A 21,906-nucleotide genomic window follows, 5' to 3' on the forward strand; every position below is an offset into this window, starting at 1 on the left:
TTACTAAATCCGATATTTTTGACGATGACTACGATCGGCATGAAGCTCTCGATCGAGTCTAGGTTAGCCGATCGCACTAATTGCCCTCAAGCCCTACTACAAACTGCTCACCCCGGAATACAAATCACAAACTCCGAACCCTGCCCCAAAGAAGAATTCACGAGTAACGTACCTCCATGTTTTTCCACAACAATTTGGTGGGCTATAGACAATCCTAATCCAGTTCCTTGACCCACCGGCTTGGTTGTGAATAAGTGATTAAAGATGTTTTCCTTGACTTCGGCCGACATCCTCACTCCATTATCCTTAATGCGAATCAAAACCTGAGTTGGGTCTTCGCTCAGAGCAGTTTTAACCGTAATTTGATTAGGTAGGGCTTTAATTTCACTAAAACTCCGACCCTTATTTGACTCCTCCAGAGCGTCAATTGCATTAGCCAGCACATTCATAAATACCTGGTTTAACTGTCCGGGAAAGCATTTTACTAGAGGCAAGTTACCGGGAGCATCTCATCTTTGTAAAAACACTTCTTCTGGCTCCTGACTTCTTCCTTCTGACTCTTTTCTCCTGGCTCCTGACTCCTGACTCCTAACTCCAATTTTGGGCTGGGCTGCTTTCATTGAGATGCTCCCCAAGTTACCATACTCTTTCACAATTTCAATGGCAGGGCGAAACTCGCTGGCTTTTAAACGGTGCTTGAGAATTAGCAGAGTGCTTTCGAGTCCATCGTGAATATTGAAAGAAACTGGTTGATCGCTATCTGCCCTGGAAAACGTTCTCAAACTTGGACTGATATTGCGGATGCGATCGACTCCTTCCTTCATCGAGCCAATCAATTTGGGCAAATCTTCTCGCAAATACTCCCAGTCTATGGCCTCGATTTTTTCTGCAACTTTAGCTCCGGGCTTGGGAAAACTATCTTGATATACATCGATTAGCTCGAACAAATCAACGAATCAAGAATCAAGCGCGTCTGTAGACCTGAGAGTGTCAAAAACGTTTGTGGGTAAAAAAATACAAAATAGGCTTAGGGAAAACAGTCAACCTTTTTCGGCTAGGCATCTTAGCCGGGGTTCTGGACGATCGCTGACAAGACTTGCACGCAAACTCTGACTGTAATGGGTGAAATTTTATCAATTTTTTGATAAACTTGATGTTCGCAGCTTGAGAGTTGACTTCACAATAAGACAGGTTTCACCAGTTGTGAACCGCGCTGCTACATTGCACCTACCGACTGAGCGGGCAGGTGGCTTTTGTGTCTGCGGGCGCTGACGAAAGCAACTCAACAGCGCAGCAAGCAAAATAACGCTAAAGTTACTATCTACCTGAGTCCGCAAGGCTACCCTTCCGAACTCAGGAAAAACCCACACAAAAAACTAGATCGCCTGCAATGTATCTAGTTGCATGGCGGCGATTTCCCAAAGAATCACTGCTTTTTAACAGCCGGGTATTCTAGGAGACATCTCCGAGGCGATGCGAGCGAGATAATGTGAAATCTGCAAACAGGGTTTTAGTGCTAAGTACAGGCAGCATCGACGTAAATTTTTCTCCAATCAGCTTGCAATGTGCTGTTTTAAAGTTTACTAGGCTCCCACCGCTCGGCAGCCTTCTCTCTCCGAGCTATAAAAACGCATCAACCACACAATCACGGAAATAACATTCAATCAACATGGGTAACACGATCGATCCAAACAGAAACGTGCATCAAACTGAGCGAGGAACTCCATTCGCCGGCCAAAGCTGGTTAGTGGAAGAAAGAGATGCCTGCGGTGTGGGCTTTATTGCCAACCAAAGCGGCGAAGCCACCCACTCGATTATTCAAAAAGCGCTGCCAGCTTTAACTTGTCTGGAACATCGCGGCGGTTGCAGCGCCGACTCTGATTCCGGCGACGGTGCGGGTTTGATGACCGCGATTCCTTGGGAATTGCTGGATACTTGGTTTGCCGAACAGGGAATTGTGCCTCCGGCGCGGGAAAACTGCGGCGTGGGAATGCTGTTCCTGTCTCAAGATAAATTTCAAGCAACTATAGCGCGGCAGGTGGTTGAGCAAGTTCTGACCGATCGCGGGCTGAAACTTGTGGGATGGCGCAAAGTTCCCATTGTACCGTCGGTTTTGGGCGAGCAAGCGCTAGAAAATCAACCTCAAATCGAACAAGTAATAGTCAGTTCACCGCACTTAGCCGGAGACGAACTCGACAAACATCTATTTTTGGCGCGCCGCACGATCGGACACGCGCTGTCAAATCGACCCAACTTCACCCGCCAAGACTTTTATACTTGCTCTTTCTCCTGCCGCACGATCGTCTATAAAGGCATGGTGCGATCGGCCGTATTGGCAGAATTTTACCAAGACCTGAAAAATCCCGCTTATAAAAGCTCCTTTGCCGTCTATCACCGGCGCTTCAGCACCAACACCATGCCCCGCTGGCACTTAGCCCAGCCGATGCGCTTGCTGGGACACAACGGCGAAATTAACACGCTGTTGGGCAATATTACCTGGATGAAGGCGCGGCAAGCGAATTTAGCTCACCCGAATTGGAGTCAAGCGGATATCGACACGTTTAACCCAATTGTCAACCCCGAAAGCAGCGATTCGGCAAACTTGGACAACGTGATGGAGTTGTTGGTGCACTCCGGCCGCACCCCCCTAGAATCCCTGACAATTCTGGTACCCGAAGCCTACAAAAATCAGCCGGATTTGGCTCCCTATCCAGAAATTGTCGATTTTTACGAATATTACAGCGGCATTCAAGAACCTTGGGACGGCCCGGCACTGCTGGTGTTCAGCGACGGCAAACAAGTAGGTGCTACGCTCGATCGCAACGGTTTGCGGCCGGCCCGCTACTGCATTACTAAAGACGGTTTGGTAATTGTGGCTTCCGAAGCCGGAGTTGTCGATATTCCCGAAGCAGATATTGTCGAAAAAGGCCGTTTGGGGCCAGGACAAATGATTGCAGTTGACCTGCAAACTCAAGAAATTCTCAAAAATTGGCAACTCAAGCAGCGAATTGCTAAGCGGCACCCCTACGGCGAATGGCTGCAAAAACACCGCGAAACCTTGGAACCGCAGCCTTTTGCCGAAACAGCAACCCTCGACTCCCAAACCCTGTTAGCAACCCAAACTGCTTTTGGCTACACAGCAGAAGATTTGGACATGGTGATCGTCGAGATGGCGAGTTCTGGGAAAGAACCGACTTTCTGCATGGGCGACGACGCTCCCTTAGCTGTATTGTCAGAAAAGCCTCAGTTGCTGTACAACTATTTCAAACAGCGGTTCGCTCAAGTGACAAATCCGCCGATCGACCCCCTGCGCGAGGGGATGGTGATGTCGCTGACGATGAATGTGGGCCTGCGGGGCAATTTACTGCAAGCAGTGCCAGAAAATGCCAAGCGGCTGAAAATTGATTCCCCCGTACTCAACGACGCTGAATTATCTTTCTTGAAAGAGCAAAAGTCTTTCCCCGCAACCGAATTGTCAACGCTTTACAAAATTGCGGCCGGGCCTTGTGGTTTAAAAACAGCAGTCGAGCAACTTTGTCAAGAGGCGGCTGCTTCGGTGCGCGAGGGTTCGAGAATTCTGATTTTGAGCGATCGAAGGAAGAAGGAAGAAGGAAGAAGGAAGAAGGAAGAAGGAAGAGGGGAGAAGGAAGAGGGAGATTTATCTAGTGTGGGATTGAGTGCAGAATTCACTTATATTCCCCCATTCCTCGCAGTTGGTGCGGTTCACCACCACTTAATTAGCGTCGGGCTGCGGATGCAAACTTCGCTGGTTGTGGATACCGCCCAATGTTGGAGCACTCACCACTTCGCTTGTTTGATTGGTTACGGTGCGGTGGCTGTTTGCCCTTACCTGGCCTTGGAAAGCGTGCGCGCCTGGTGGTCTGACAGCAAGACTCAAAACTTGATGCAGCACGGCAAAGTTCCTAATATTACCGTGACGCAGGCTCAAGCTAGATACCGCACAGCGGTGGAAAACGGCTTGCTGAAGATTATGTCGAAAATGGGGATTTCACTGCTGGCTAGCTATCAGGGGGCGCAAATCTTTGAGGCGATCGGCATTGGCGGTGATTTGCTCGATTTGGGTTTCAAAGGCACTGTTTCTCGCATCGGCGGTTTGAGTGTCGCGGAACTGGCTAACGAGGTAATGTCTTTCCACAGTCAGGCTTTCCCAGAATTGCACCTCAAAAAGCTCGAAAATTACGGCTTTGTGCAGTACCGCCGTGGTGGTGAATATCACATGAACAGCCCGGAAATGGCGAAGGCTTTGCACAAGGCTGTGACTACTTTTAAGGCTCAAACTAACGCTAACGGCAATGGGGCCGAACCAAAAATGACACCAATTGGTGACAAAAATGGTGAAAGTGCCTACGACCATTACGAGGTTTACAAGCAACAGCTCGAAAATCGCCCGGTAACGGCTTTACGGGATTTGCTGGATTTTGTGAGCGATCGCCCTTCCATTCCCATTGAAGACGTAGAATCTGTAGCAGATATTGTCAAGCGCTTCGCCACCGGCGGTATGTCCCTCGGCGCTTTGTCCCCGGAAGCCCACGAAACGCTAGCGATTGCGATGAACCGCATCGGCGGCAAATCCAACTCCGGCGAAGGCGGCGAAGACCCGGTGCGCTACAAAGTGCTAAACGATGTGAGCGCAGCCGGTTTCTCACAAACGCTACCTCACTTAAAAGGTTTGCAAAACGGCGATACAGCTTCTTCATCCATCAAACAAGTAGCTTCTGGACGCTTCGGGGTGACTCCTGAGTACCTGATGAACGCCCAACAAATCGAAATTAAAATCGCACAAGGTGCGAAACCGGGTGAAGGCGGTCAATTGCCGGGGCCGAAAGTGAGCGAGTACATTGCTTATTTGCGCCGATCGAAACCGGGTGTCACGCTGATTTCGCCTCCTCCTCACCACGACATTTATTCGATCGAGGATTTGGCGCAGTTAATTTTTGACTTGCACCAAATCAATCCGAAAGCAGGAGTTTCGGTGAAGTTGGTGTCGGAAGTTGGCATCGGGACTGTAGCCGCCGGTGTCGCCAAGGCAAATGCTGATGTGATTCAAATTTCCGGTCACGATGGCGGCACCGGTGCTTCGCCACTGAGTTCGATTAAGCACGCAGGTTCTCCGTGGGAACTCGGATTGACAGAAGTTCACCGGGTGCTGATGGAAAATAAATTGCGCGATCGAGTTTTGCTGCGCGTTGACGGTGGCTTTAAAAGCGGCTGGGACGTGATTGTAGGCGCTTTAATGGGCGGCGAAGAGTACGGTTTCGGCACGGTGGCAATGATTGCAGAAGGCTGCATTATGGCTCGCGTTTGCCACATGAATAGTTGTCCGGTGGGTGTGACAACTCAACAAGAACACTTGCGGAAACGGTTCCCCGGAACGCCGGAACACGTTGTTAATTTCTTCTATTTCGTAGCACAAGAAGTGCGGAGTTTGCTGGCGAAATTGGGTTATAAGTCGATCGCAGATATCATCGGCCGCGCGGATTTGCTGACAATGCGCGAGGGGGTGAAACTAACTAAAACCCAAGCGATTAATTTGGATTGTTTGACCAAGTTACCGGATACTAAGAGCGATCGATCTTTCTTGATCCACGGCGACGTACACACCAACGGCCCAGTGTTAGACGATGATTTGCTGGCGGATGCTGAGATTCAAAGTGCGATCGCCAATCACGGCACTGTTAGCAAGAGTGTAAAATTGGTGAATACCGATCGCACTGTAGGCGCAAGAATCAGTGGTGCGATCGCACAGCAACACGGCAACACCGGTTTTAGCGGTCAAATCACCCTCAATTGCACTGGTAGCGCGGGCCAAAGCTTCGGCGCGTTCAATTTGCCGGGGATGACGCTGGTACTGTCAGGCCAAGCCAATGACTACGTTGGTAAAGGGATGCACGGCGGCGAAATCGCGATCGCACCGCCGGCTGGTGCGACTTATGATGCTTCTGAAAATGCGATCGTCGGTAACACTTGTTTGTATGGTGCGACGGGGGGAACTCTGTTGGCTGCGGGTAAAGCTGGCGAACGGTTTGCGGTGCGTAATTCAATGGCGAAAGCAGTCATTGAAGGTGCGGGCGATCACTGCTGCGAGTACATGACTGGCGGCGTGATTGTCGTGTTAGGAAAAGTCGGCCGCAACGTCGGCGCTGGAATGACTGGCGGCTTGGCTTATTTCCTCGATGAAGATGGCAGTTTCCCGGCTCACGTCAACGGGGAGATTGTGAAGATGCAGCGCGTTTGTACGGCGGCTGGGGAGGCGCAATTGAAGGAGTTGATTGAGGCTCAGTGCGATCGAACCGGCAGCAAGAAAGCTGAGAAGATTTTAGCAAATTGGTCGGAATATTTGCCGAAATTCTGGCAAGTTGTGCCGCCAAGTGAAGCGAATTCGCCGGAGGCTTCGGAACAAAAGATTGCTGTGGAAGTTTAATTTTCCAGTTGGTTAAATAGATGAGGGGCGACGCGAGTTGCCCCTTTTTTTGATGATTATTCTGGGTTTTTGAGTTGTAGAGTCGATCGCAACACTACGGTGTTATACTAAATGTCAGGTGGTACACCTGTTAACATAAGCAACTTTTAAAGTTATATGAGACAGGTGTGTCACCCCAGAACAAGTGTTTGAAGGTAAAGAGTAGAGATAATGGGTATTAATGTATGCGAGCCAACAAGCAATGCCTTCCAAAAAGCCTGTAATCACTATCCGAGTGAACCCCGAAGAATATGAGGTTTTGCAAGAATGGGCTGATTCGGAGTTCAGAAGTGTGCCCAGCTTAGTGCTGGCAGTCGTTCGGAAAACGCTCTTAGAGCGCAAGCAGCAACACCCAGATCGATCGAACTCAACAACCTAAATCTAAATGACCTTGCCATTGACACCATTCAAATGAACATTATGGAGATACGATCGTTGTGACCAATTCTCAACCAGAGGAAGTCACCTCAAGCCACTCCGTCACCGAACGACGGCGGTGTTATGCAATGCAGGAAAAATACGGCTGGCGACTGCTACGAATCAAACCGACAAAAGACTCCATCCTCAAATACTCCTGCATATTTGAAGGTGAAACCAGTTTTCCTAACTACATGGATGAAGACGAGGAGGATTAACAAATGAGCAGAAAATACATTATTTTTCGCGCTGACTGGACAGAAGAAGAAGGTGCCGAGAACAGACTTTTAGCTCACACCGGAGGGCTAACCGACATTCTGGCAGAGTATTTTGATTCATCAAATTCACCGATTCCTGAACCTGGTTATCGGCCGCTAGAGTTCCAAACTCTGACAGAATTTGAAGACACCCAAATAGCCGGTGCTGATAGTCACTACCGGGTAGGCGACTGGGAAGTAATTAGAGTAGAAGAATACCCGACAGCCATCCCCAACAATGCGTTTGAGGTGATCGTGGTTTGCTACTGTAAATACTCCCCCATTAAGACACCATTGATACCGATGCCAAAAGCTACGGTTTCAGTTGACTCTTTCGGTTCCGAGGAAGAGTATCGGCAGTATCTCGAACAAACAAAGCAGGCAACAGCACTTGTTTAAAAATAATCTTGACTTGGAAGGTATGGAAATTTTCATACCTTTTTTGATTATTTGCGGTTGGCTAAAACAAAAGTGGCGATCGACCTCCCAATCCCTCACAATTTTGCCTAAAATAGACACAACCCACACTCATAACATCTGTCATGCAAAGTTACACCCTCGCAGAAGCCTGCAATCCACAGGGGACAGTCTTTAACCGAGCTGCTGTCGAGCCAGTTTTACTCACAGATAAATCGCAGCCCAGCCACGTAATTATGTCCGCTGATGCCTATCAGCGCTTGATAGAGCGACTGATGGAAGTAGAAGATATGCTTTTAGGCGATTCTGCAAAATCTGCCCTGAGTCAGTCTCAAATGGTGGGTACTAAAACCTTTGTAGAAACACTCAAACAACTGACAAATGGCGAAACTTGATGGTTTACAAATAACCGTTATTTTATTATAAATACAATCACCAGATAACAGAAATTACACCTGAAGCCGTAATATTTCCATCGCACGTCAACAGCGCAACAGTTTCACCTTGATTTTGCAAAATCATTGCGGTTGCTACAATTTGACGATCGTGCATTTCATGGATGCTCAATAAGCTGAGCGTTTGATTGATGATAGTTCTATCAAGTGGATAAATCGCGATTCTAGGATCGCTGTTAATTGCATTCAACAAAGCATTCACAGATGGAATTGATGTTTTTTTTCGTTCTACAATCCATGCAGCTTCAGCCAAGGCGATCGCAGGTAGAACAAGCTGACTGGTCAAATTGGAGAGAATTGCTTGGGCTTGAGTCCCCAATCTTTGATTTCCTTCGAGAAACCAGATCAGCGCGTGGGTATCAATGACATATTTCATCGGCAGCTATGACCAATCTAATTCATCGTCAGTATCCCCTTGAAACTCGGCCATCTCGAAATCTGCTTCTGTGGATTGATGAGAACCTGCAAACATTCCAAACTGGATAAATGTAGGCGATCGAGGAATGGATGGCGCAGCCAAAAAAGTAATCAGGACGCGGCTTTCATAAATGTTTTCAGGAACTTCTAAAAGTTCGATGACTCCATTTCTGTAAATTCCTTCAAATGCTTGGAGCATAATGATTCACCTCGCGTACAAAGTATGGTCTATCGACTCGCTAGCTCACAATCCCAGTCTAACAAATATTCCCCAAAAAACACAATTTTTTGATATTATAGTTTCAGCCTCAGTCTCAAATGGTGGGTGCCCAAACCTTTGTAGAAACAGTAAAACAACTGGAAAATGGCAAAAATTGATCGTTTACAAACAGTTATTCTATCAAATCTGTCGGGCGATCGGCATTCGCGGAGGTGCTGTTTTCCACATCAAATCTATTTCTTCCGGTGTCAATCCATAAGCTTGATTAACTAAGTCGGATAAACGGTGTTCGAGTCTCAACGCCTCAGCTTTGCGAGATTGAATGGCCGGTGCATATTCATTATAAGTTTCGCGGACTGCTTTTAGTCCAGCAACGCCGAGAGGATCGGAGGATTTAGTTTTCGGCATTCGCTTTCTGATTTCTGCTACGAATTCAGCAAAGGAAAGGGCCGAAAAATCTTCGAGTTTTTGTCCGAGTTTATCAATTAAATAAGTGATTTCCAGCCATTGCAAGACATCTCGATGAGTTTCTTGATTAGTTTTGGCGATTTCAATTAAACGGCTGACAATTGGTTCTACTTCGGCACGAATTGAGTCAGTTGGTGGTGCGATCGGAAGCTTTTCCATCAATTCGCCAACGGGACTCAGTGCGTCATCTTTCATGTGCGGTAAATACCGCCAATTGTGCCACCACATAAGTGCTGAATTAAGCACTCCCAAGATATACAATTCAGAAGTCGGAATAATGAAAGCTTTATTGTTGGTCAAATAACCCCTATTATCATAGCTATATGCTGGATGAAATTGAATTTCCTGATAGCTCAGTTTAGGCTGTTGAAATAGGTTACAAAAAGAGGGCGATGCTTGCCACTGCCACCATAATTGTTTGCCTGCTCTTGCTTCTAACTTAGTTCTATATTTTTCCAGATGAGATTTTATTATAGGATAGTTTTCTATCTCAATCTCTCTATGAGCGAAGATTATCCAAACTTCATCCCATTGAGGATACCAGCGTTTTATATCCTGACCTCGCAATAATGGCTTGATAATTTCAGCGGATTTAGGGTCTGCTTGAACCAGACTATTTTTAGTAGCTTCATCAATCAAAAAAGCTTCGTTAAATCCTGTTTTTATGCCATATAAAGGCTTAACCCCTGCAAAATCTTTGAGCGGAACACCTACTCGTTGAATTTTTTGCATCAACTCATCAACAGCAGGAGGTTCCAGACTCCAAGCATTCGCAGTGAAACGATCTCGCGAAATTTGATAACCGTGTTGTTGAACGTATTGTGTGAGATTGATATTAGCAAGTTCCTCGCGCGGAACCGGACAAACGATCACAGGCGAATTAGGTTCAGATTTACCTGGCTCAATCTCGCTTTCAGTTTCCGAGATATATAGAGAAGCGTTAGGTTTTCTGACGGCGACAATACAGGGAAAAGTATCAGCATCCTCAAAAATTGGCGCGTGTCCGAAATCAATAATTTGCTCTAGTAAACCTTGACTGGCAAAGAACTTGCGTAGAGGTTCGCCGTATCCCGACCTCAGCCATTTATTTGTGACAATATACGAAAGCACTCCCTTCGGTTTGAGAATGTTTAATCCGAGTTCATAAAAGTAAGTATAAAGGTCTGCTACGCCGTTATATGATTCATAATTTGCTTGCAAGTATGGTTTAATTGGAGATAGCAACTCCTGCCGCACGTAAGGCGGATTGCCAATGACAACATCAAAACCGCCATCAGCAAAAATCCGGGGAAATTCAGCTTGCCAATCAAACGCTGTATCTGCTACATTACTGTCAGCGACAATCGAGTTTCCCGCTTTAATATTATCATCCAAATACGTCAGGGTTTTACCAGGTTCCGCCGTCTTCAACCACAGAGAAAGTTTGGTAATTTCCGCCGACTCCGGCAGCAAATCTACGCCGTACAGGTTGTTGCTTAAAATGCTTCTGTCAAATTCCAGCGAGTTGCCGTTTTTTGGCTTACAGCCCAAAGCATTCAATTCGCGATCGACTCTTTCGTACTGCTGCATCAAATAATCAAAAGCCGCAATCAAAAAAGCTCCCGAACCGCACGCCGGATCGATGACGCGCGTTTTTTGCAGCACCTCGTCTCGATACGCTTTCCAAAACTTAATTGCAGTTTTCTTTGGTGGCTGCACCGACACTTCAGCAACTTCGCCCATTAGGAATAAATCGCGCAATTCTTGCTCTCGCCGCTGCAAATAGCCACCGAGAGAAACCTCGACAATATACTGAGTAATAAAAGCAGGCGTGTAAAACACACCTTGAGTTTTTCGCTTGCCTTTTTTCTGATTGTATTCCTGTCCGGCAGTTTCAGCATTTAATTCTTCCAAATCTGTAACAGACTGCTCGAAAATATGCCCCAAAATATCGACGGAAACTTCGGTATCAAAATCAAAGCGCGTCAGCTTATTAAGCAGACTGCATAAAGGATTTGGCACAGTCAATTGTGCGTCTAAAACCGGATCGAATTTAAATAAACCGCCGTTGTATCCCGGTACAGGAGGGTCATCATTTCCCACATCTACCCAGCGAAATACAGATTGATAATTTTCCCAAATTAATCTAGGATTGTATTGGTCTTGGTGGTCGTGAGCGTTGCTGAGTGTTTTTGGCGGCAGCAACCCTTTATCTTCACAAAAAGCAATGAATAAAACGCGGTCTAAAGTTTTTTGAGCTTTTTCGATGAGTACGCGATCGCGGTTGGGGATATCCTGCGGCCCAGTAAAGCGAAAATGTTTGACGAGAGCAAGTCGAATTGCTTTGTACTCTTGATATAATTTATTGGTGATTTCCTCTTGAGCTTCGTCAGAGTCTTTTAACAGTCTGTCAATAACAGAACCTGTTTGCTCTTGGTTTTTCGGCAAAAAATTGCGGCGACACAGCAGAAAGTAAAACCGCTTAAAAGCTTCAATATCCGCCAAGTCAGCCAGAAAAAATTGTTCGTAATAAGCAGGAGTTTTATTGGTATGATAAAGTCGCAGCTCTCGATAATTAGAGACAATAATCCAGCGACAATCGGGTGTATAATTAGCGTAGCGCCAACCTTGGTCAACTGCTGATTCCGATCGCCCGGATGCGGGACGGTCTAAATCATTTTTCGCTCCCTTGAGTTCGATCGGAGCAATCACTTTACCTTGCAGGGACACGGCTTTGCCTTTAGGATTGCCAGCAGCAGTAAAAAAGCCGATCGCCCCGTCAGCAGAACCGCCGCCATCAGATATCGTTTGTTCCGCGTTAATTTCCCAAGCTTTCCCCGCACCTTGAATTACCGAGCAATATCCCAAAATATCCTGAAAAATATCATTAATAAAACTGCCGTGCAGGGAAACTTCTTTAACTTCGTCTAACGTACCCGTTTTAAGTGCAGCAATCCACGTTCCCAATTTTTGGCGGCGCACTTCCATATCTTGCGGAAAGCTAAAAGCACGCAAAGCAGTGTTGAGTGTTTTGCTGTGAAAAAGGGCGCGAGTAGAGCGATTTGTCATCTTTTCAAGCAGGTTAATAAAGTTAATTTTACAGCATCCAAGTGCAACAGCGGCTCAGACCTTCTGCTATCAAATCAGTTATACTCAAAGGTCGATCGCACCCTACCCCCTCAAAAAAGCGTGAGCGATCGCTCAAGAGTCAAAAACGCCACCTCTAAAGCTGAGCTAGCTCTCATTTACTTTGCATATTGTAATTATCACCAAAAGCTATAATTTTTTCTCAGTAGCTTTCCGCTGCTCCCTTCGGGTTTTACAGCAAAAGTTAAATACGCCTGAGCTTATCTGCACGGAGCGAAAAGTTTTGTTACAATAGGTAAGCTGTTACAAATCGTAACTTATGCTGGTTTCTATTTTAATAATTGACGTTGCCCTCGTTGCCTGGTCTTTGCACTTAATGCAGGAGGCGATCGCGCAACGGGAATTTTCACTAATGCTAGCCGGCACCCTAGTTGCGGTATCAGCCGCCGCTCTGCTAGTCGTCTACTTCCTCATGGGGTCTTGTTTGAGCCATTTGAGCGAAATATCCCAACACACTTACTAAATGATAGTAGGCGATTGACCATTGTCCAGAAGCGAGGAGAGTTTTGTGGAAAAAAAGCCGAAAGCCTTGCCAGCCGAAGGCTCAAAACTAATTTCCCCAAAAAGCTTGACAAATATTGGTCAGTTAAGGCATGATTGAGAGCGCGAAAAGAAAGGGGAATTAGCTCAGTTGGTAGAGCACTACAATGGCATTGTAGGGGTCAGCGGTTCGAGCCCGCTATTCTCCATAAAACGCAAACCTTGTAACAACCGGAGTACAGCGATTAACTAGAAAAAGAGTGTAGGAGGGTCACAAAACAGCATACCAGATACGTACCCAATTGGCTTATCGGAGTAGGTCGGCAATGGAGTCTTTTCCGAGCCGATCGACTAGCTCTCGAAAAATTGTCCGAAGTTTTGGGCGGGGCAGATTTTGGATTTTTGCCAAAAGTTCGATCAATTCTTCTTGGGTTACTTCTACTTCGGAGGTGGCTAGTTCGACAGTAGTTGCTGTCAAGGCTAAGCACGGTGCTGTCTCGTCAAACTGATGAGTTACCTCGGAAGCTGTTACTTCACTTTTTGTCACCACGTCTATATATTCCTTGGGCAACCACGAAATATCACTAGGGCTTTTATCTTCCCCCAGCACCAGCGCTAAAACTTCCTTGGGCCTGGTCAGGGCGACATAGAGCAAGTTGTTTTCTTGCTCTTTCTCCTCTGCGGTTTGCCCTTTGTGCGAAAAAGGCATCAACTCTGGCTCAATAATAAAGGCAACATCCCCTTCCCCTCCCTTGCCAGAGTGGATTGAATAGAGGTTGATACACCGGCGTCCGTCCGACTCGTCAAAGATTTTATTGATCACCAGTGTCCAGATTCCCAAGTCTTCCGGCTGGTAAGCCTCGAAAAGAGCTAACACCGCCGCCAGCATATCGGTCAACAGTGAAATCCGCGCCTCACTGTCTTTATATTTCAGCAATCGATCACGCTCTTTCGCCTCATAGTCTGCCAAAGCTTGCGGAAATGTGGCGACATCGTAAGGAGTCTTAGATTTAGTGATAATTCGCTCAACTTCATCTAAAACCCGCTTGCCTAAACTCTTGTCTTTGATTTTTGCCGGCTTGCCCGCTGCCAGCAGTTTAATTGCATAAATCAAAAGTGGTGCATTTTTTCGGCAAACACCGATGTAGGATTTCGACTCATCCTGAAACAGAGAGAGAAACTCATCGTGTCTCAAAATCTTAATTTCCCCTATTCCCGCGCCTGGATGCGGTTCGATCGGAATATTGGGAAAAATCTTTCGGACAAGTTCGAGATGCGATCGCCCGCAGCGGTAATTCACGGGCAATTGCAAAGTTTCACAGTTGAACATTTCGGTGAATTTTTCCACCCCGTCAGAAACGCAGCCACGGAAGCTGTAAACTGCCTGATGCTTGTCACCCACTGCAACTAGAAAGTTTTTGGCTGGGTTTATCAGTAGTGACAGAATATTTAATTGGAGCACATCTGTATCCTGACATTCATCCACTGCAATCATGCGAAATTGTGATCGCCATTTTTCGAGTGTACCTTTGCACTTATGGCGCTCCATCCAAAGTACCCACGACATATCGGTACAGTCGATTACGTAATCTTTGACCGCGCTATTTAATCCAACTTTTAAGCATTCTGCCGCTGCTGTAACTACTTTTTCATTGACTGGAATGTCAAGGTTGTGGAGTTCAACTAACTCAGTAATGCTTTCTCTGTAAGGGGGTGCACAGTATAACCGCAGCAATTCCAACAATTGTAAAAATTCACGCTCCAATTCCCTAACTTTGTCTTCAGGAGAATTAGAAAATAGATTACCTGGGATATAGCGGCGATTCTTGCCCACATATTCAGTCCGTCGAGTATATCCTAAAGCGCTTGCTATGTCTTCATACTTCCAGTTTTGGAGCTTGAAAGTTTTATGATCGGTGCTGAGCGCTTCCCGTAAGATTTGGTAACTCAAACTGTGTAGAGTATTGACCGAGTTTTTCCAGCTACTCCCGATTCTTGCCCCAAGCTTAGTTGCTAAGTCGTCTTTGTTTTTGCGGCCGAATACTACCAGCCGGACTTCATCAGGTTTGATACCTAAGTCTCGCAATAAAGAGCAAATCTCAACGAGCACAAAGCTTTTCCCAGTCCCTGCGAGGGCTTCAATTAACAACCCTTTGATTGGTTCACCCACCAACACTTCACAGCGCTGCTGAACTGCGAATAAAATATCGGCTTGATATTTCGACAACTCTAATTCCATTGTGGCGACTCCTAGTAAATGTTGATAGTTAGCGATTGAATGTGTGAAACATCTTTCTTTACCTTGGGTTGGTGAGTTTTGGCTGTTTTTCTGATTTTATCAATTTCTTGTTTAGACTTCCAATTGCTTTTAGGTGCTAATCGGTAAACATCAGTCTTACCCTGACGGCGCTCTTTTGTTATTAAACCTGCTTCACATAAAGTCGTAAGTGCATATTGAGCTTTTCTAACACTCATTTGGCAAACTTCTGTTATTTTTTTAAGTTTTGCAAAGCACTCACCGTCAAGCTTTCCCCCAGTACGGCGGACGATATGTGCGTAAATGCGGAACTCGTAAGGATCTAAGCCGTATTCATCTAACTCTGAATGCACCATCGGCAGAGGTGGCAATGATTGTTTGTCCATTGTGGCGACTCCTATTATTAAAGATTCCCGGCTGTTACACCGGGAATAGAATTTACATTACTTAGCCTTTTCAGCTTTCAATTTTCTCCGAACTCCATCAACGGCGGCCGCTTCTTTGGTGTTAAAAAGATTAGGGCGGTAGGGATAAATTGAATTTATCCAGTCCAAACCAGATGCTAGAGAACGGTAAACCCGAAAATTAGTTTTAGTTGGTCGGTGCAATACAAAATATTCGGGATTTTCCGCGTCAAAGTCCTGAGCCTCGACAAAATCAAAATCCGCTACCGCGTAACGCTCGACTACTTCAGATCCGCGCATCAAACTTACTGAAGTTTTTCCGGCATCTCCAAACTCTACCAATTCTTCTTCAAAGCGCGACAAAACTTCATTACCTTTACCACTTGCCATTTCAAATCCATTTACGATCACCCTGTAAATCGGCGCTGGTGTGGTTACTGGTTCCGCAGGTTTGGTCGCAGCGATTTCATTAGGCAACAAACTAAAATCTTCCTCAGCTAATTTTTGCAACTGCCCGATCGAGAATTTGCCACTAATTTTAATTTCATAGGCAAATTGCTGTTTCGCCCCTGGTTCCGATTGCATCCGCTTCACTTTTCGAGGTTCTTCGACTTTCCAACCGCAACTCTCAAAACTGCTGTGCCAGAATTCTTTCCATTTTTTGGCTCTGGGTTTAGCCAGAGTTTCTGTTTTTTCTCCGGCAGTGTCGCGGTTAGCAAAGGCAGCATAAGCTGAAATCAGTTCCCCATTATCTCGGCGCTTGATATAGCCGACTGCGGGCGTCAACTTCACGAGCTCTACAAATTTATCTTCCTCAGTGGCGTGAGGATTGGCTAGTTTTTCTAGTCGAGTGGCTTCCTTATCCCGCCAATCTCGGATTAAGTCGCAAGCGCAAATTTTCCAAGTACGATCGCCAATCTCAAACGGCAGTTGAGATGTTGAGAATACCAACTTAGGATTTCCATCCGCACCTTTAAAAGTTTGGGAGAAAAATCGGAAAGTTGCACCAACTAGATTTTCGCCGGTATATTGCGGGTGTACTGAAACAGTAAATCCCAATGCTTCAAAATTGGTTTCTGTTTCGGGCCCTGCGGGTTCGGCGGTAGCTGATTCAGCGATCGGCTCTGGAGTGCTTTTATTAGACGCTAAAGTTTCGTCAGCATTCCAGCGTCCGACTTTTTCTTTAATCTTTGCCTCTTTCTCTAGTTCTTGTAGGAAAAACCGGGCATACCCTAATGCCGCTTGCTCAAGGTTCTCAGGGGAATGCTGATAGACGAAAGTTTGAGCCGATTCGTAATATTTACGAGTTCCCCCAGTTGAGTTGCACACTGTAATTTGCACCTCTTCTGAATTGTAATCTACCGTGTCATCGGCCGGAGCAATTACCGACTCGATCGCAACACTGATGCCCAATTCCTCAAAAGTGAAATTGCTGTTACCTTCTAATAATTTTTGCAGTTTGGTAGGTTCTGGTGTAGTTTCGGAAAATTCTAGAGCCAACTGACCGGGAACTTGCAAGTTTTCTACTTGGTCAATCAATGCCCGCGTCCACTTCACGATCTCGTCAGAATCTGCCAGCGACTCAGGGAAAGTTGGATCAATTTCCTGAATGTACTCTGTACTAACATCCCACGCCTGATTGTATGACGCCGAATACAATCCGATCGAGACTATACCGCCATTCGGGAAACTGTAATACACGTCCCAGCCCCGGTAGGTTTCATATTTGTCGTCATAATCTTCCAAGTGGTCAGTTTCAAAGAATCCTTTAGCCTTCAAAATGCTTTCGATTGTTTCGGGTTCTGGTGCAGCTTTTAGATCGTCATTTTCGTCACTAATTTCTCCCCAAGCTCTGTCCTGTTCGGTGATTTCGGCGTGAGCTTCTTCTAGTTGCTCTTTCAATTTTTCATTTGCCTCCTTTACCGCCCCCCAAAAGATTGCATTGTCGCGAGCCTCTTCTCGCAGTCTTTCATTCTCAGCATTAGTAGCTTCCCACTGTTTCAGTTCGTCGGCTGTTAACGGTTGTGGCGACAAATTAAACTTGCTACCGATCGCCAAAATCTCCTGCCAAATACTAGCCAAATCTTCCGGTGCAACATCGGAGTAATCTGCGAGAAGTTCCGACAACAGAGTTTTGATAGGAGCCGTCTTAATTTCGAGTTGCTCTAATTTTTGGACTTGAGCGTCCAGGGCTGCCTTTTCTTCGAGAATTCTTTGGATGCGAGTTTGAATGCACATAATTTTCGTAGTGTGGTGAGTAGCTCCCAGGAGCTGCCTGGGAGTTGTGTTTAGTTAGGGTTTGCGGGTTGTTGCTTAAGGAGCTCCAAGAATTCCGACAACTGCTTAAAATTCAAATTGTTGCGAGTCTCGATACCAAATTGAAGTTTAAGAACGTCCTTGCCTTGTTCTGGTGTCCACTTGAGTCGCTTGACTTCGGCGCTCGTGGCTTCAAAAACTGCTAAGTAATCGAGAAAATCCAGCAACTCCTCATCCGTTAATTCGGTCGGATGAACTTTGTTGAAATTGGCGACTAAGCAATTTTGAATTTGGAAATCAGTCCATTTCAATCTGTGCAGTGTGTCTGCGACGGCGCTGCTGGCGGCAGGGTTGGTGGCTGGCGAAGGCTTGGGAGTCGGTGCAGCTACTTTTAATTGCTTGCTTGCCATCGGCGCTGGTGCCACTTTTGGCGGGGGTGCAACAAACTGGGGAGTGGCTGCGGGTTGCGGTTCGGTTCCCTGCATCCAGTTTTTGAGAATTTCTGCAATTTCACGCCCTGGGTTCAAGAAAGTGCGATCGGTTAGTTCTGGGCATCGGGATTTTGAGATTGTCAAAATGTGCTGGTAGTCCATCTCGCCAGCAACATCAAATTCATACTCAATACCAGAACTTTGCACCGGTGCTGTCCCGATTTTTTTGGGTGCAGTTTTTGAGCGACCATCTTTAGCGGTGTACTCCTCCATCACATATTCAGTTTTTGAGCGCATCGTGGCGATGATATGAGCTTTACTACCGATCATCGCGTCAATTAATTTACGTTCTAGCGGTCTGACGTTTTTCCAGCCATCAAATCCCTTGCCAGCGAGTTCGAGTTCGGAAAACCAAGCATGAGAAAGTGAATCAATGATAATCACTTCGTAACTAGCTTGCTCTGCCGCTTGAATAGCTTGGATATATTGGCCGGGGTGGTGATTCTCTAGCTCGCAAACATCGAATTGGAATTTGTCGGCATACCGGGAAGCTGAACCGTGTTCGGTGTCGATAAGTGCGATCGACTTTCCGAGATAAGAGGCGATCGACAAAGCAGAAAAAGTTTTTCCCGAACCCGATGCGCCAGATATCGCGAGTCGGATTTTGATTTGAGCTTTGGTAGCTTTTTTGAACATGCTCATGCTTCTACCTCAACTCCTTTGATGATCTCGATATCAGATAAAAATGCACCCCGACACTGCTGATACTTAAGAAACTCTTCACGGCTGCCATCCTTCGTGGTGACGTGCATTTTGAGTTTGAAAAACATTCCTTTGAAACCGATCGTACTTGGTGCCACTAAGGCAGTAGATCCGATGTTGGCTTCCCGGATGCACTCCCCCTGAAAGTTGAAAAGTTTAATTCGCATACGCTTTCACCCTCGAAAGAATATCTGCTGTAACAAAGTTGCTATCGGCGATCGGGTAGTTGTCTGTGGGGTACGCGGTGGAGCTAAGCCAAGTAACGGCATATTCCCACTGGTTGTCTGGCTGGTTCCAGTTTGCCCCGACAATTTCCCCTCGCTCGGTGTGGAATTGACCGCTATTTTCATCAGTCCAGGTGAACTCGACTTTTTCTCCAAACCAGAATTCTGGTTTTTTGATTCCTGGTAGCGGGGGCTTGACTGCGGGGGCGATCGGCGGAAGGTGGATCACTGGCGTGAACATCGTTGCTAAAAACTGGCGGCGGCTGAGTAAGCCTGATGGCATAATTGAGTTACCTCACAGGTAAATTGTGTGGCTCCCCTTGATAAGGGGGAGAGCGGAACCCGTCGCGGGCTGAACACTAGCGGCGGGTTTTTGCTGTCTGTCCTTATATTAGACAGTGGGCTATCCAATGTCAACCCTCAATTAGCACTATTGTTGCCAGGTACTATTTTCACGACACAGTAGATCTCTACAAATTTAGCCATATGGATATTGAGAGCAGAGCAAACACTCTGCAAGACTTCCACGGAAACCATTTCAGACATTCCGTACTCAAGATTTTTTATGTTTTGGTGGCTACAACTACCGCCTAAGTCTTTAATTTCTTCAGCTAACTGTCGCCGAGACTTTTTACCTCGCGCTTTTTCTAAAAGCCTTCCCTTGTCAGGGTTCCACGATATAAATCGAACATCATCAAGACTTACTAACATTTTTTCCCCTTCTGGCAATTCTATACTCATTTTAGTCACCCCGGTTGACATCTGCAACAAAATCTAGCTACAGTAGTGTACGAAGTACACCGAGGCAAAAGAGTTAAAAAATGATCGAAGATTGCCACCAAGGCACGATTAAACGTTCAGCCCGCCAAACTCAAAGAATTTGACGGGCTGAAAATGTTATTGCTGGTGTGGCGTTCTGAGAAAATATTGATACCCCTATCACTATCTTTTTTCAGAACATGAACCATTCTACTAAACTGTCGCGCCGATCGCTGCTGATACTGTTGAGCGGATTTGCGACAACAATAATTGCTGCTCCAACTGAAGCAGCGAAGAAGGGGAAAAGGAACCGGGGCGATCGCTATTACCCGCGTAACACATACCCGACTCCATCACCTGTAACTCCATCATCTCCAGCAGTTCCTACGCCTCCGCCAGCACCAGAGCCATATCGACCGACTTCTCCTGCATTGATGTTCGGAGTGGGAGGCGGAGTCCTTGGTGGGTTTGGGCTACTAGGTGCATGGTTGATAAAAATGAATCAAAAATAGGAGCCAACAAAATGAACACAGCAGAAATTTTGATCGAGTCCAAGGCCGCCCGCGGCTACCACGGCTAAGCAGAAGCAAGGTACAGGCAAGCAAAAAGTCAAAACATCGAGCTAACTAAAAATTGCAGCCGCTACCGTGCACTCGATAGCGGCCGCAAAACCCTAAACTATAAAACTATCCCCTACCTGCGTTACTCCCTCAGCAATTCTCACGTCATCGAAAACCCGTGCCACGATCGCCGACTCGACTTTATCTATCAATTCCTGGGGTGCATTAGTGGCTTCCAAGTAGCCCAAAACTTCCACAGCAACAGATGACTGCATCAATAGTCGATCGCTCTCACCGCCAGCAACGGCATAAGCCCTGACCCAATTGATAATTAGCTTGCTGCGATCTATACCTCGCGGCACAAGTTTTTTAAAGGCTTCTAGTAGCCATCTTGGCAACGATACGTACAAAGTTTCGGCTTTTTCCTCCTCCGGTAAAGGTATTCGCCCTCCGTTTTTTCCTCTTGGCTTTTTAGTGGAAACCTTACCAGTTAAGGTGTTAGAACTATTTTTCATTGTTTTTGATTTTGACCTTGACACAATCAAATAAGCTATGTATGATTATGGCATGGTTGAAATCAAACAAGCAAGGAGCAACGCAAAATGACAACTTTAAAAACCTATCTCACCGGATCTTTATCCTACGATCAATCGTGGGGTATTTGGGCTGAGAAAATAGACGGCAGATTTGAACTAGAATCCAATGCTCGATTTGGGCAATTCGTTTTTGAGAATGGTGGCATGGCGGATGGCTATGAATTGGTCGGAGACAACGTATCACTCACCGAATCACGCGACAATTACTGCGATACAGATGAAGGGTGCGAGGATTTTTATGAAGAATGGGCAATTGACTTTTTACAAAATTTAAATGAAGAGGAAAATTAATCATTTTTCATAGCCCATCAGCGGGAGTCGCGCCCCGCTAAAATTAACATAATCCCTATTAGGGATGCCCTAAATTTTACGGGCATTTAGGAGGAAAAAATATGAGATATTTTACCAATCCCGCAAACTTTTTAGAAGTTGAATTCTCTTCTAAAAAGCAAGCGCAAGCGTACGCTGTGCGCCTTTTCAGGGAGGGATGCGAGACATTGTATGGTCACTGGTGGCCGCAAAACGAAGGCTACCGCAAACCTAGTGACTTAGTAGAATCCCGTTGGGATTCCATTGAGGAGATGTATGAAAATTTACCTAAATGATGTTGTTTGATAGGAGAGTATTGATTAAATAGCGCATTGCGGGAGTAGCGCCCCGCGTTGTCAAAAATTAGGAGAAATCATGGAGCTTGCAAACTTATCAAAGAAAATTGAATTTCAGATTGACGGTGAAGTTTACTCAGTCGAACCCTGTTTCTACGATGAAGAGATACCAGGATTACAAATCAATTTTCCTAGTGGAGAAGCTACGCAGGTTGGGCTTTACAATTTTTTGGATTTGCACCAGTTGAAAGCGTTTGTGATTTTACAATTGAATAATTACAAATCTTAAGCGTTTATTGGCGCGAGTCGCGCCC

At 46.0% G+C, this 21,906-nt stretch carries 20 protein-coding genes, 1 tRNA gene and 2 pseudogenes; 10 read left to right on the forward strand and 13 right to left on the reverse strand.

All coding sequences use genetic code 11. The annotated features are described in order from the left end of the window. Nucleotides 1-107: 107 nt before the first annotated feature. Nucleotides 108-500: pseudogene (locus QUB04_RS32495) on the reverse strand (sensor histidine kinase); the annotation flags it as partial. A 141-nt stretch (nucleotides 501-641) separates the two neighbouring features. Then, nucleotides 642-950 (reverse strand): annotated as a pseudogene (locus tag QUB04_RS32500) (hypothetical protein); the annotation flags it as partial. 719 nt (nucleotides 951-1,669) lie between these two features. Here QUB04_RS32500 and QUB04_RS07170 point away from each other — a divergent pair. The 5 genes from QUB04_RS07170 (at nucleotide 1,670) to QUB04_RS07190 (ending at nucleotide 7,967) form a co-directional block, all read left to right on the forward strand. Beyond that, entirely contained in the window at nucleotides 1,670-6,442 is a 4,773-nt protein-coding gene (locus QUB04_RS07170) for a glutamate synthase-related protein (protein WP_333282741.1), read from the forward strand. 220 nt (nucleotides 6,443-6,662) lie between these two features. Then, the gene (locus QUB04_RS07175; protein WP_333282744.1) at nucleotides 6,663-6,860 is read left to right on the forward strand and encodes a hypothetical protein; all 198 of its coding nucleotides are present in this window, start codon (nucleotides 6,663-6,665) and stop codon (nucleotides 6,858-6,860) included. A gap of 58 nt (nucleotides 6,861-6,918) precedes the next feature. After that, on the forward strand, nucleotides 6,919-7,116 hold the full coding sequence (locus QUB04_RS07180; protein WP_333146184.1) for a hypothetical protein: 198 nt from the start codon (nucleotides 6,919-6,921) through the stop codon (nucleotides 7,114-7,116). Nucleotides 7,117-7,119: 3 nt separating this feature from the next. Further along, nucleotides 7,120-7,554, forward strand: a complete 435-nt coding sequence (locus tag QUB04_RS07185) for a hypothetical protein (RefSeq protein ID WP_333282747.1) — start codon at nucleotides 7,120-7,122, stop codon at nucleotides 7,552-7,554. Between the two features lie 143 nt (nucleotides 7,555-7,697). Next, nucleotides 7,698-7,967 carry a type II toxin-antitoxin system Phd/YefM family antitoxin gene (locus QUB04_RS07190; RefSeq protein WP_333146188.1) on the forward strand — a complete coding sequence of 90 codons (270 nt, stop codon included), beginning with the start codon at nucleotides 7,698-7,700 and terminating at the stop codon, nucleotides 7,965-7,967. Between the two features lie 37 nt (nucleotides 7,968-8,004). Here the strand turns inward: QUB04_RS07190 and QUB04_RS07195 are convergent, their stop codons facing one another. The 3 genes from QUB04_RS07195 to QUB04_RS07205 form a co-directional block, all read right to left on the reverse strand. Then, a complete protein-coding gene (locus tag QUB04_RS07195; protein WP_333282750.1) occupies nucleotides 8,005-8,403 on the reverse strand; it encodes a PIN domain-containing protein in 399 nt (132 codons plus the stop codon). A gap of 6 nt (nucleotides 8,404-8,409) precedes the next feature. Then, complete coding sequence (locus QUB04_RS07200) at nucleotides 8,410-8,643, reverse strand: hypothetical protein (RefSeq protein WP_333282753.1); 234 nt, start codon at nucleotides 8,641-8,643, stop codon at nucleotides 8,410-8,412. Between the two features lie 201 nt (nucleotides 8,644-8,844). After that, nucleotides 8,845-12,180: an Eco57I restriction-modification methylase domain-containing protein gene (locus QUB04_RS07205; RefSeq protein ID WP_333282756.1), complete on the reverse strand. Its 3,336-nt coding sequence runs from the start codon at nucleotides 12,178-12,180 to the stop codon at nucleotides 8,845-8,847. A gap of 337 nt (nucleotides 12,181-12,517) precedes the next feature. Between QUB04_RS07205 and QUB04_RS07210 the strand changes: the two genes are divergently transcribed. Next, entirely contained in the window at nucleotides 12,518-12,721 is a 204-nt protein-coding gene (locus QUB04_RS07210) for a hypothetical protein (RefSeq protein ID WP_096832242.1), read from the forward strand. Between the two features lie 153 nt (nucleotides 12,722-12,874). Then, nucleotides 12,875-12,947, forward strand: a tRNA-Ala gene (locus tag QUB04_RS07215). A gap of 98 nt (nucleotides 12,948-13,045) precedes the next feature. Here the strand turns inward: QUB04_RS07215 and QUB04_RS07220 are convergent. The 7 genes from QUB04_RS07220 to QUB04_RS07250 form a co-directional block, all read right to left on the reverse strand. Then, nucleotides 13,046-14,977 (reverse strand): UvrD-helicase domain-containing protein, encoded by a 1,932-nt coding sequence (locus QUB04_RS07220; RefSeq protein WP_333282759.1) that lies wholly within the window; start codon nucleotides 14,975-14,977, stop codon nucleotides 13,046-13,048. Nucleotides 14,978-14,988: 11 nt separating this feature from the next. Beyond that, nucleotides 14,989-15,381, reverse strand: a complete 393-nt coding sequence (locus QUB04_RS07225; RefSeq protein WP_333282762.1) for a helix-turn-helix domain-containing protein — start codon at nucleotides 15,379-15,381, stop codon at nucleotides 14,989-14,991. 57 nt (nucleotides 15,382-15,438) lie between these two features. Then, nucleotides 15,439-17,637 (reverse strand): hypothetical protein, encoded by a 2,199-nt coding sequence (locus tag QUB04_RS07230; protein WP_333282766.1) that lies wholly within the window; start codon nucleotides 17,635-17,637, stop codon nucleotides 15,439-15,441. 50 nt (nucleotides 17,638-17,687) lie between these two features. Next, nucleotides 17,688-18,788, reverse strand: coding sequence for an ATP-binding protein (locus tag QUB04_RS07235; protein ID WP_333282769.1), 1,101 nt, complete (start codon nucleotides 18,786-18,788; stop codon nucleotides 17,688-17,690). Continuing rightward, nucleotides 18,785-19,015: a hypothetical protein gene (locus QUB04_RS07240; RefSeq protein WP_333282772.1), complete on the reverse strand. Its 231-nt coding sequence runs from the start codon at nucleotides 19,013-19,015 to the stop codon at nucleotides 18,785-18,787. Before QUB04_RS07240 ends, QUB04_RS07235 begins: the two co-directional genes overlap by 4 nt. Continuing rightward, nucleotides 19,005-19,355: a hypothetical protein gene (locus QUB04_RS07245; RefSeq protein ID WP_333282775.1), complete on the reverse strand. Its 351-nt coding sequence runs from the start codon at nucleotides 19,353-19,355 to the stop codon at nucleotides 19,005-19,007. The genes QUB04_RS07240 and QUB04_RS07245 overlap by 11 nt, the downstream gene beginning before the upstream one ends. Nucleotides 19,356-19,492: 137 nt before the next feature. Further along, nucleotides 19,493-19,813: a hypothetical protein gene (locus QUB04_RS07250; RefSeq protein ID WP_333282778.1), complete on the reverse strand. Its 321-nt coding sequence runs from the start codon at nucleotides 19,811-19,813 to the stop codon at nucleotides 19,493-19,495. A 218-nt stretch (nucleotides 19,814-20,031) separates the two neighbouring features. Here QUB04_RS07250 and QUB04_RS07255 point away from each other — a divergent pair, with 218 nt between their 5' ends. Continuing rightward, entirely contained in the window at nucleotides 20,032-20,343 is a 312-nt protein-coding gene (locus QUB04_RS07255) for a hypothetical protein (RefSeq protein ID WP_333282781.1), read from the forward strand. A 161-nt stretch (nucleotides 20,344-20,504) separates the two neighbouring features. On the opposite strand, the gene QUB04_RS07260 is transcribed toward QUB04_RS07255, so the two are convergent. Continuing rightward, complete coding sequence (locus QUB04_RS07260) at nucleotides 20,505-20,906, reverse strand: hypothetical protein (RefSeq protein ID WP_333282784.1); 402 nt, start codon at nucleotides 20,904-20,906, stop codon at nucleotides 20,505-20,507. An 87-nt stretch (nucleotides 20,907-20,993) separates the two neighbouring features. Between QUB04_RS07260 and QUB04_RS07265 the strand changes: the two genes are divergently transcribed. Beyond that, nucleotides 20,994-21,278 carry a hypothetical protein gene (locus QUB04_RS07265; RefSeq protein ID WP_333282787.1) on the forward strand — a complete coding sequence of 95 codons (285 nt, stop codon included), beginning with the start codon at nucleotides 20,994-20,996 and terminating at the stop codon, nucleotides 21,276-21,278. 393 nt (nucleotides 21,279-21,671) lie between these two features. Then, complete coding sequence (locus tag QUB04_RS07270; protein ID WP_333282790.1) at nucleotides 21,672-21,881, forward strand: hypothetical protein; 210 nt, start codon at nucleotides 21,672-21,674, stop codon at nucleotides 21,879-21,881. The last annotated feature ends 25 nt before the right edge of the window (nucleotides 21,882-21,906 follow it).

The sequence above is a fragment of the Microcoleus sp. D2_18a_B4 genome (assembly GCF_036702475.1).
Lineage (GTDB): Bacteria > Cyanobacteriota > Cyanobacteriia > Cyanobacteriales > Microcoleaceae > Microcoleus.

What these genes read in the sequence shown, in the direction of transcription:
- QUB04_RS07170 (WP_333282741.1), top strand. Translation starts at nt 1,670, where the DNA reads ATGGGTAACACGATCGATCCAAACAGAAACGTGCATCAAACTGAGCGA.
- QUB04_RS07175 (WP_333282744.1), top strand. Translation starts at nt 6,663, where the DNA reads ATGTATGCGAGCCAACAAGCAATGCCTTCCAAAAAGCCTGTAATCACT.
- QUB04_RS07185 (WP_333282747.1), top strand. Translation starts at nt 7,120, where the DNA reads ATGAGCAGAAAATACATTATTTTTCGCGCTGACTGGACAGAAGAAGAA.
- QUB04_RS07190 (WP_333146188.1), top strand. Translation starts at nt 7,698, where the DNA reads ATGCAAAGTTACACCCTCGCAGAAGCCTGCAATCCACAGGGGACAGTC.
- QUB04_RS07195 (WP_333282750.1), bottom strand. Translation starts at nt 8,403, where the DNA reads ATGAAATATGTCATTGATACCCACGCGCTGATCTGGTTTCTCGAAGGA.
- QUB04_RS07200 (WP_333282753.1), bottom strand. Translation starts at nt 8,643, where the DNA reads ATGCTCCAAGCATTTGAAGGAATTTACAGAAATGGAGTCATCGAACTT.
- QUB04_RS07205 (WP_333282756.1), bottom strand. Translation starts at nt 12,180, where the DNA reads ATGACAAATCGCTCTACTCGCGCCCTTTTTCACAGCAAAACACTCAAC.
- QUB04_RS07210 (WP_096832242.1), top strand. Translation starts at nt 12,518, where the DNA reads ATGCTGGTTTCTATTTTAATAATTGACGTTGCCCTCGTTGCCTGGTCT.
- QUB04_RS07220 (WP_333282759.1), bottom strand. Translation starts at nt 14,977, where the DNA reads ATGGAATTAGAGTTGTCGAAATATCAAGCCGATATTTTATTCGCAGTT.
- QUB04_RS07225 (WP_333282762.1), bottom strand. Translation starts at nt 15,381, where the DNA reads ATGGACAAACAATCATTGCCACCTCTGCCGATGGTGCATTCAGAGTTA.
- QUB04_RS07230 (WP_333282766.1), bottom strand. Translation starts at nt 17,637, where the DNA reads ATGTGCATTCAAACTCGCATCCAAAGAATTCTCGAAGAAAAGGCAGCC.
- QUB04_RS07235 (WP_333282769.1), bottom strand. Translation starts at nt 18,788, where the DNA reads ATGAGCATGTTCAAAAAAGCTACCAAAGCTCAAATCAAAATCCGACTC.
- QUB04_RS07240 (WP_333282772.1), bottom strand. Translation starts at nt 19,015, where the DNA reads ATGCGAATTAAACTTTTCAACTTTCAGGGGGAGTGCATCCGGGAAGCC.
- QUB04_RS07245 (WP_333282775.1), bottom strand. Translation starts at nt 19,355, where the DNA reads ATGCCATCAGGCTTACTCAGCCGCCGCCAGTTTTTAGCAACGATGTTC.
- QUB04_RS07250 (WP_333282778.1), bottom strand. Translation starts at nt 19,813, where the DNA reads ATGAGTATAGAATTGCCAGAAGGGGAAAAAATGTTAGTAAGTCTTGAT.
- QUB04_RS07255 (WP_333282781.1), top strand. Translation starts at nt 20,032, where the DNA reads ATGAACCATTCTACTAAACTGTCGCGCCGATCGCTGCTGATACTGTTG.
- QUB04_RS07260 (WP_333282784.1), bottom strand. Translation starts at nt 20,906, where the DNA reads ATGAAAAATAGTTCTAACACCTTAACTGGTAAGGTTTCCACTAAAAAG.
- QUB04_RS07265 (WP_333282787.1), top strand. Translation starts at nt 20,994, where the DNA reads ATGACAACTTTAAAAACCTATCTCACCGGATCTTTATCCTACGATCAA.
- QUB04_RS07270 (WP_333282790.1), top strand. Translation starts at nt 21,672, where the DNA reads ATGGAGCTTGCAAACTTATCAAAGAAAATTGAATTTCAGATTGACGGT.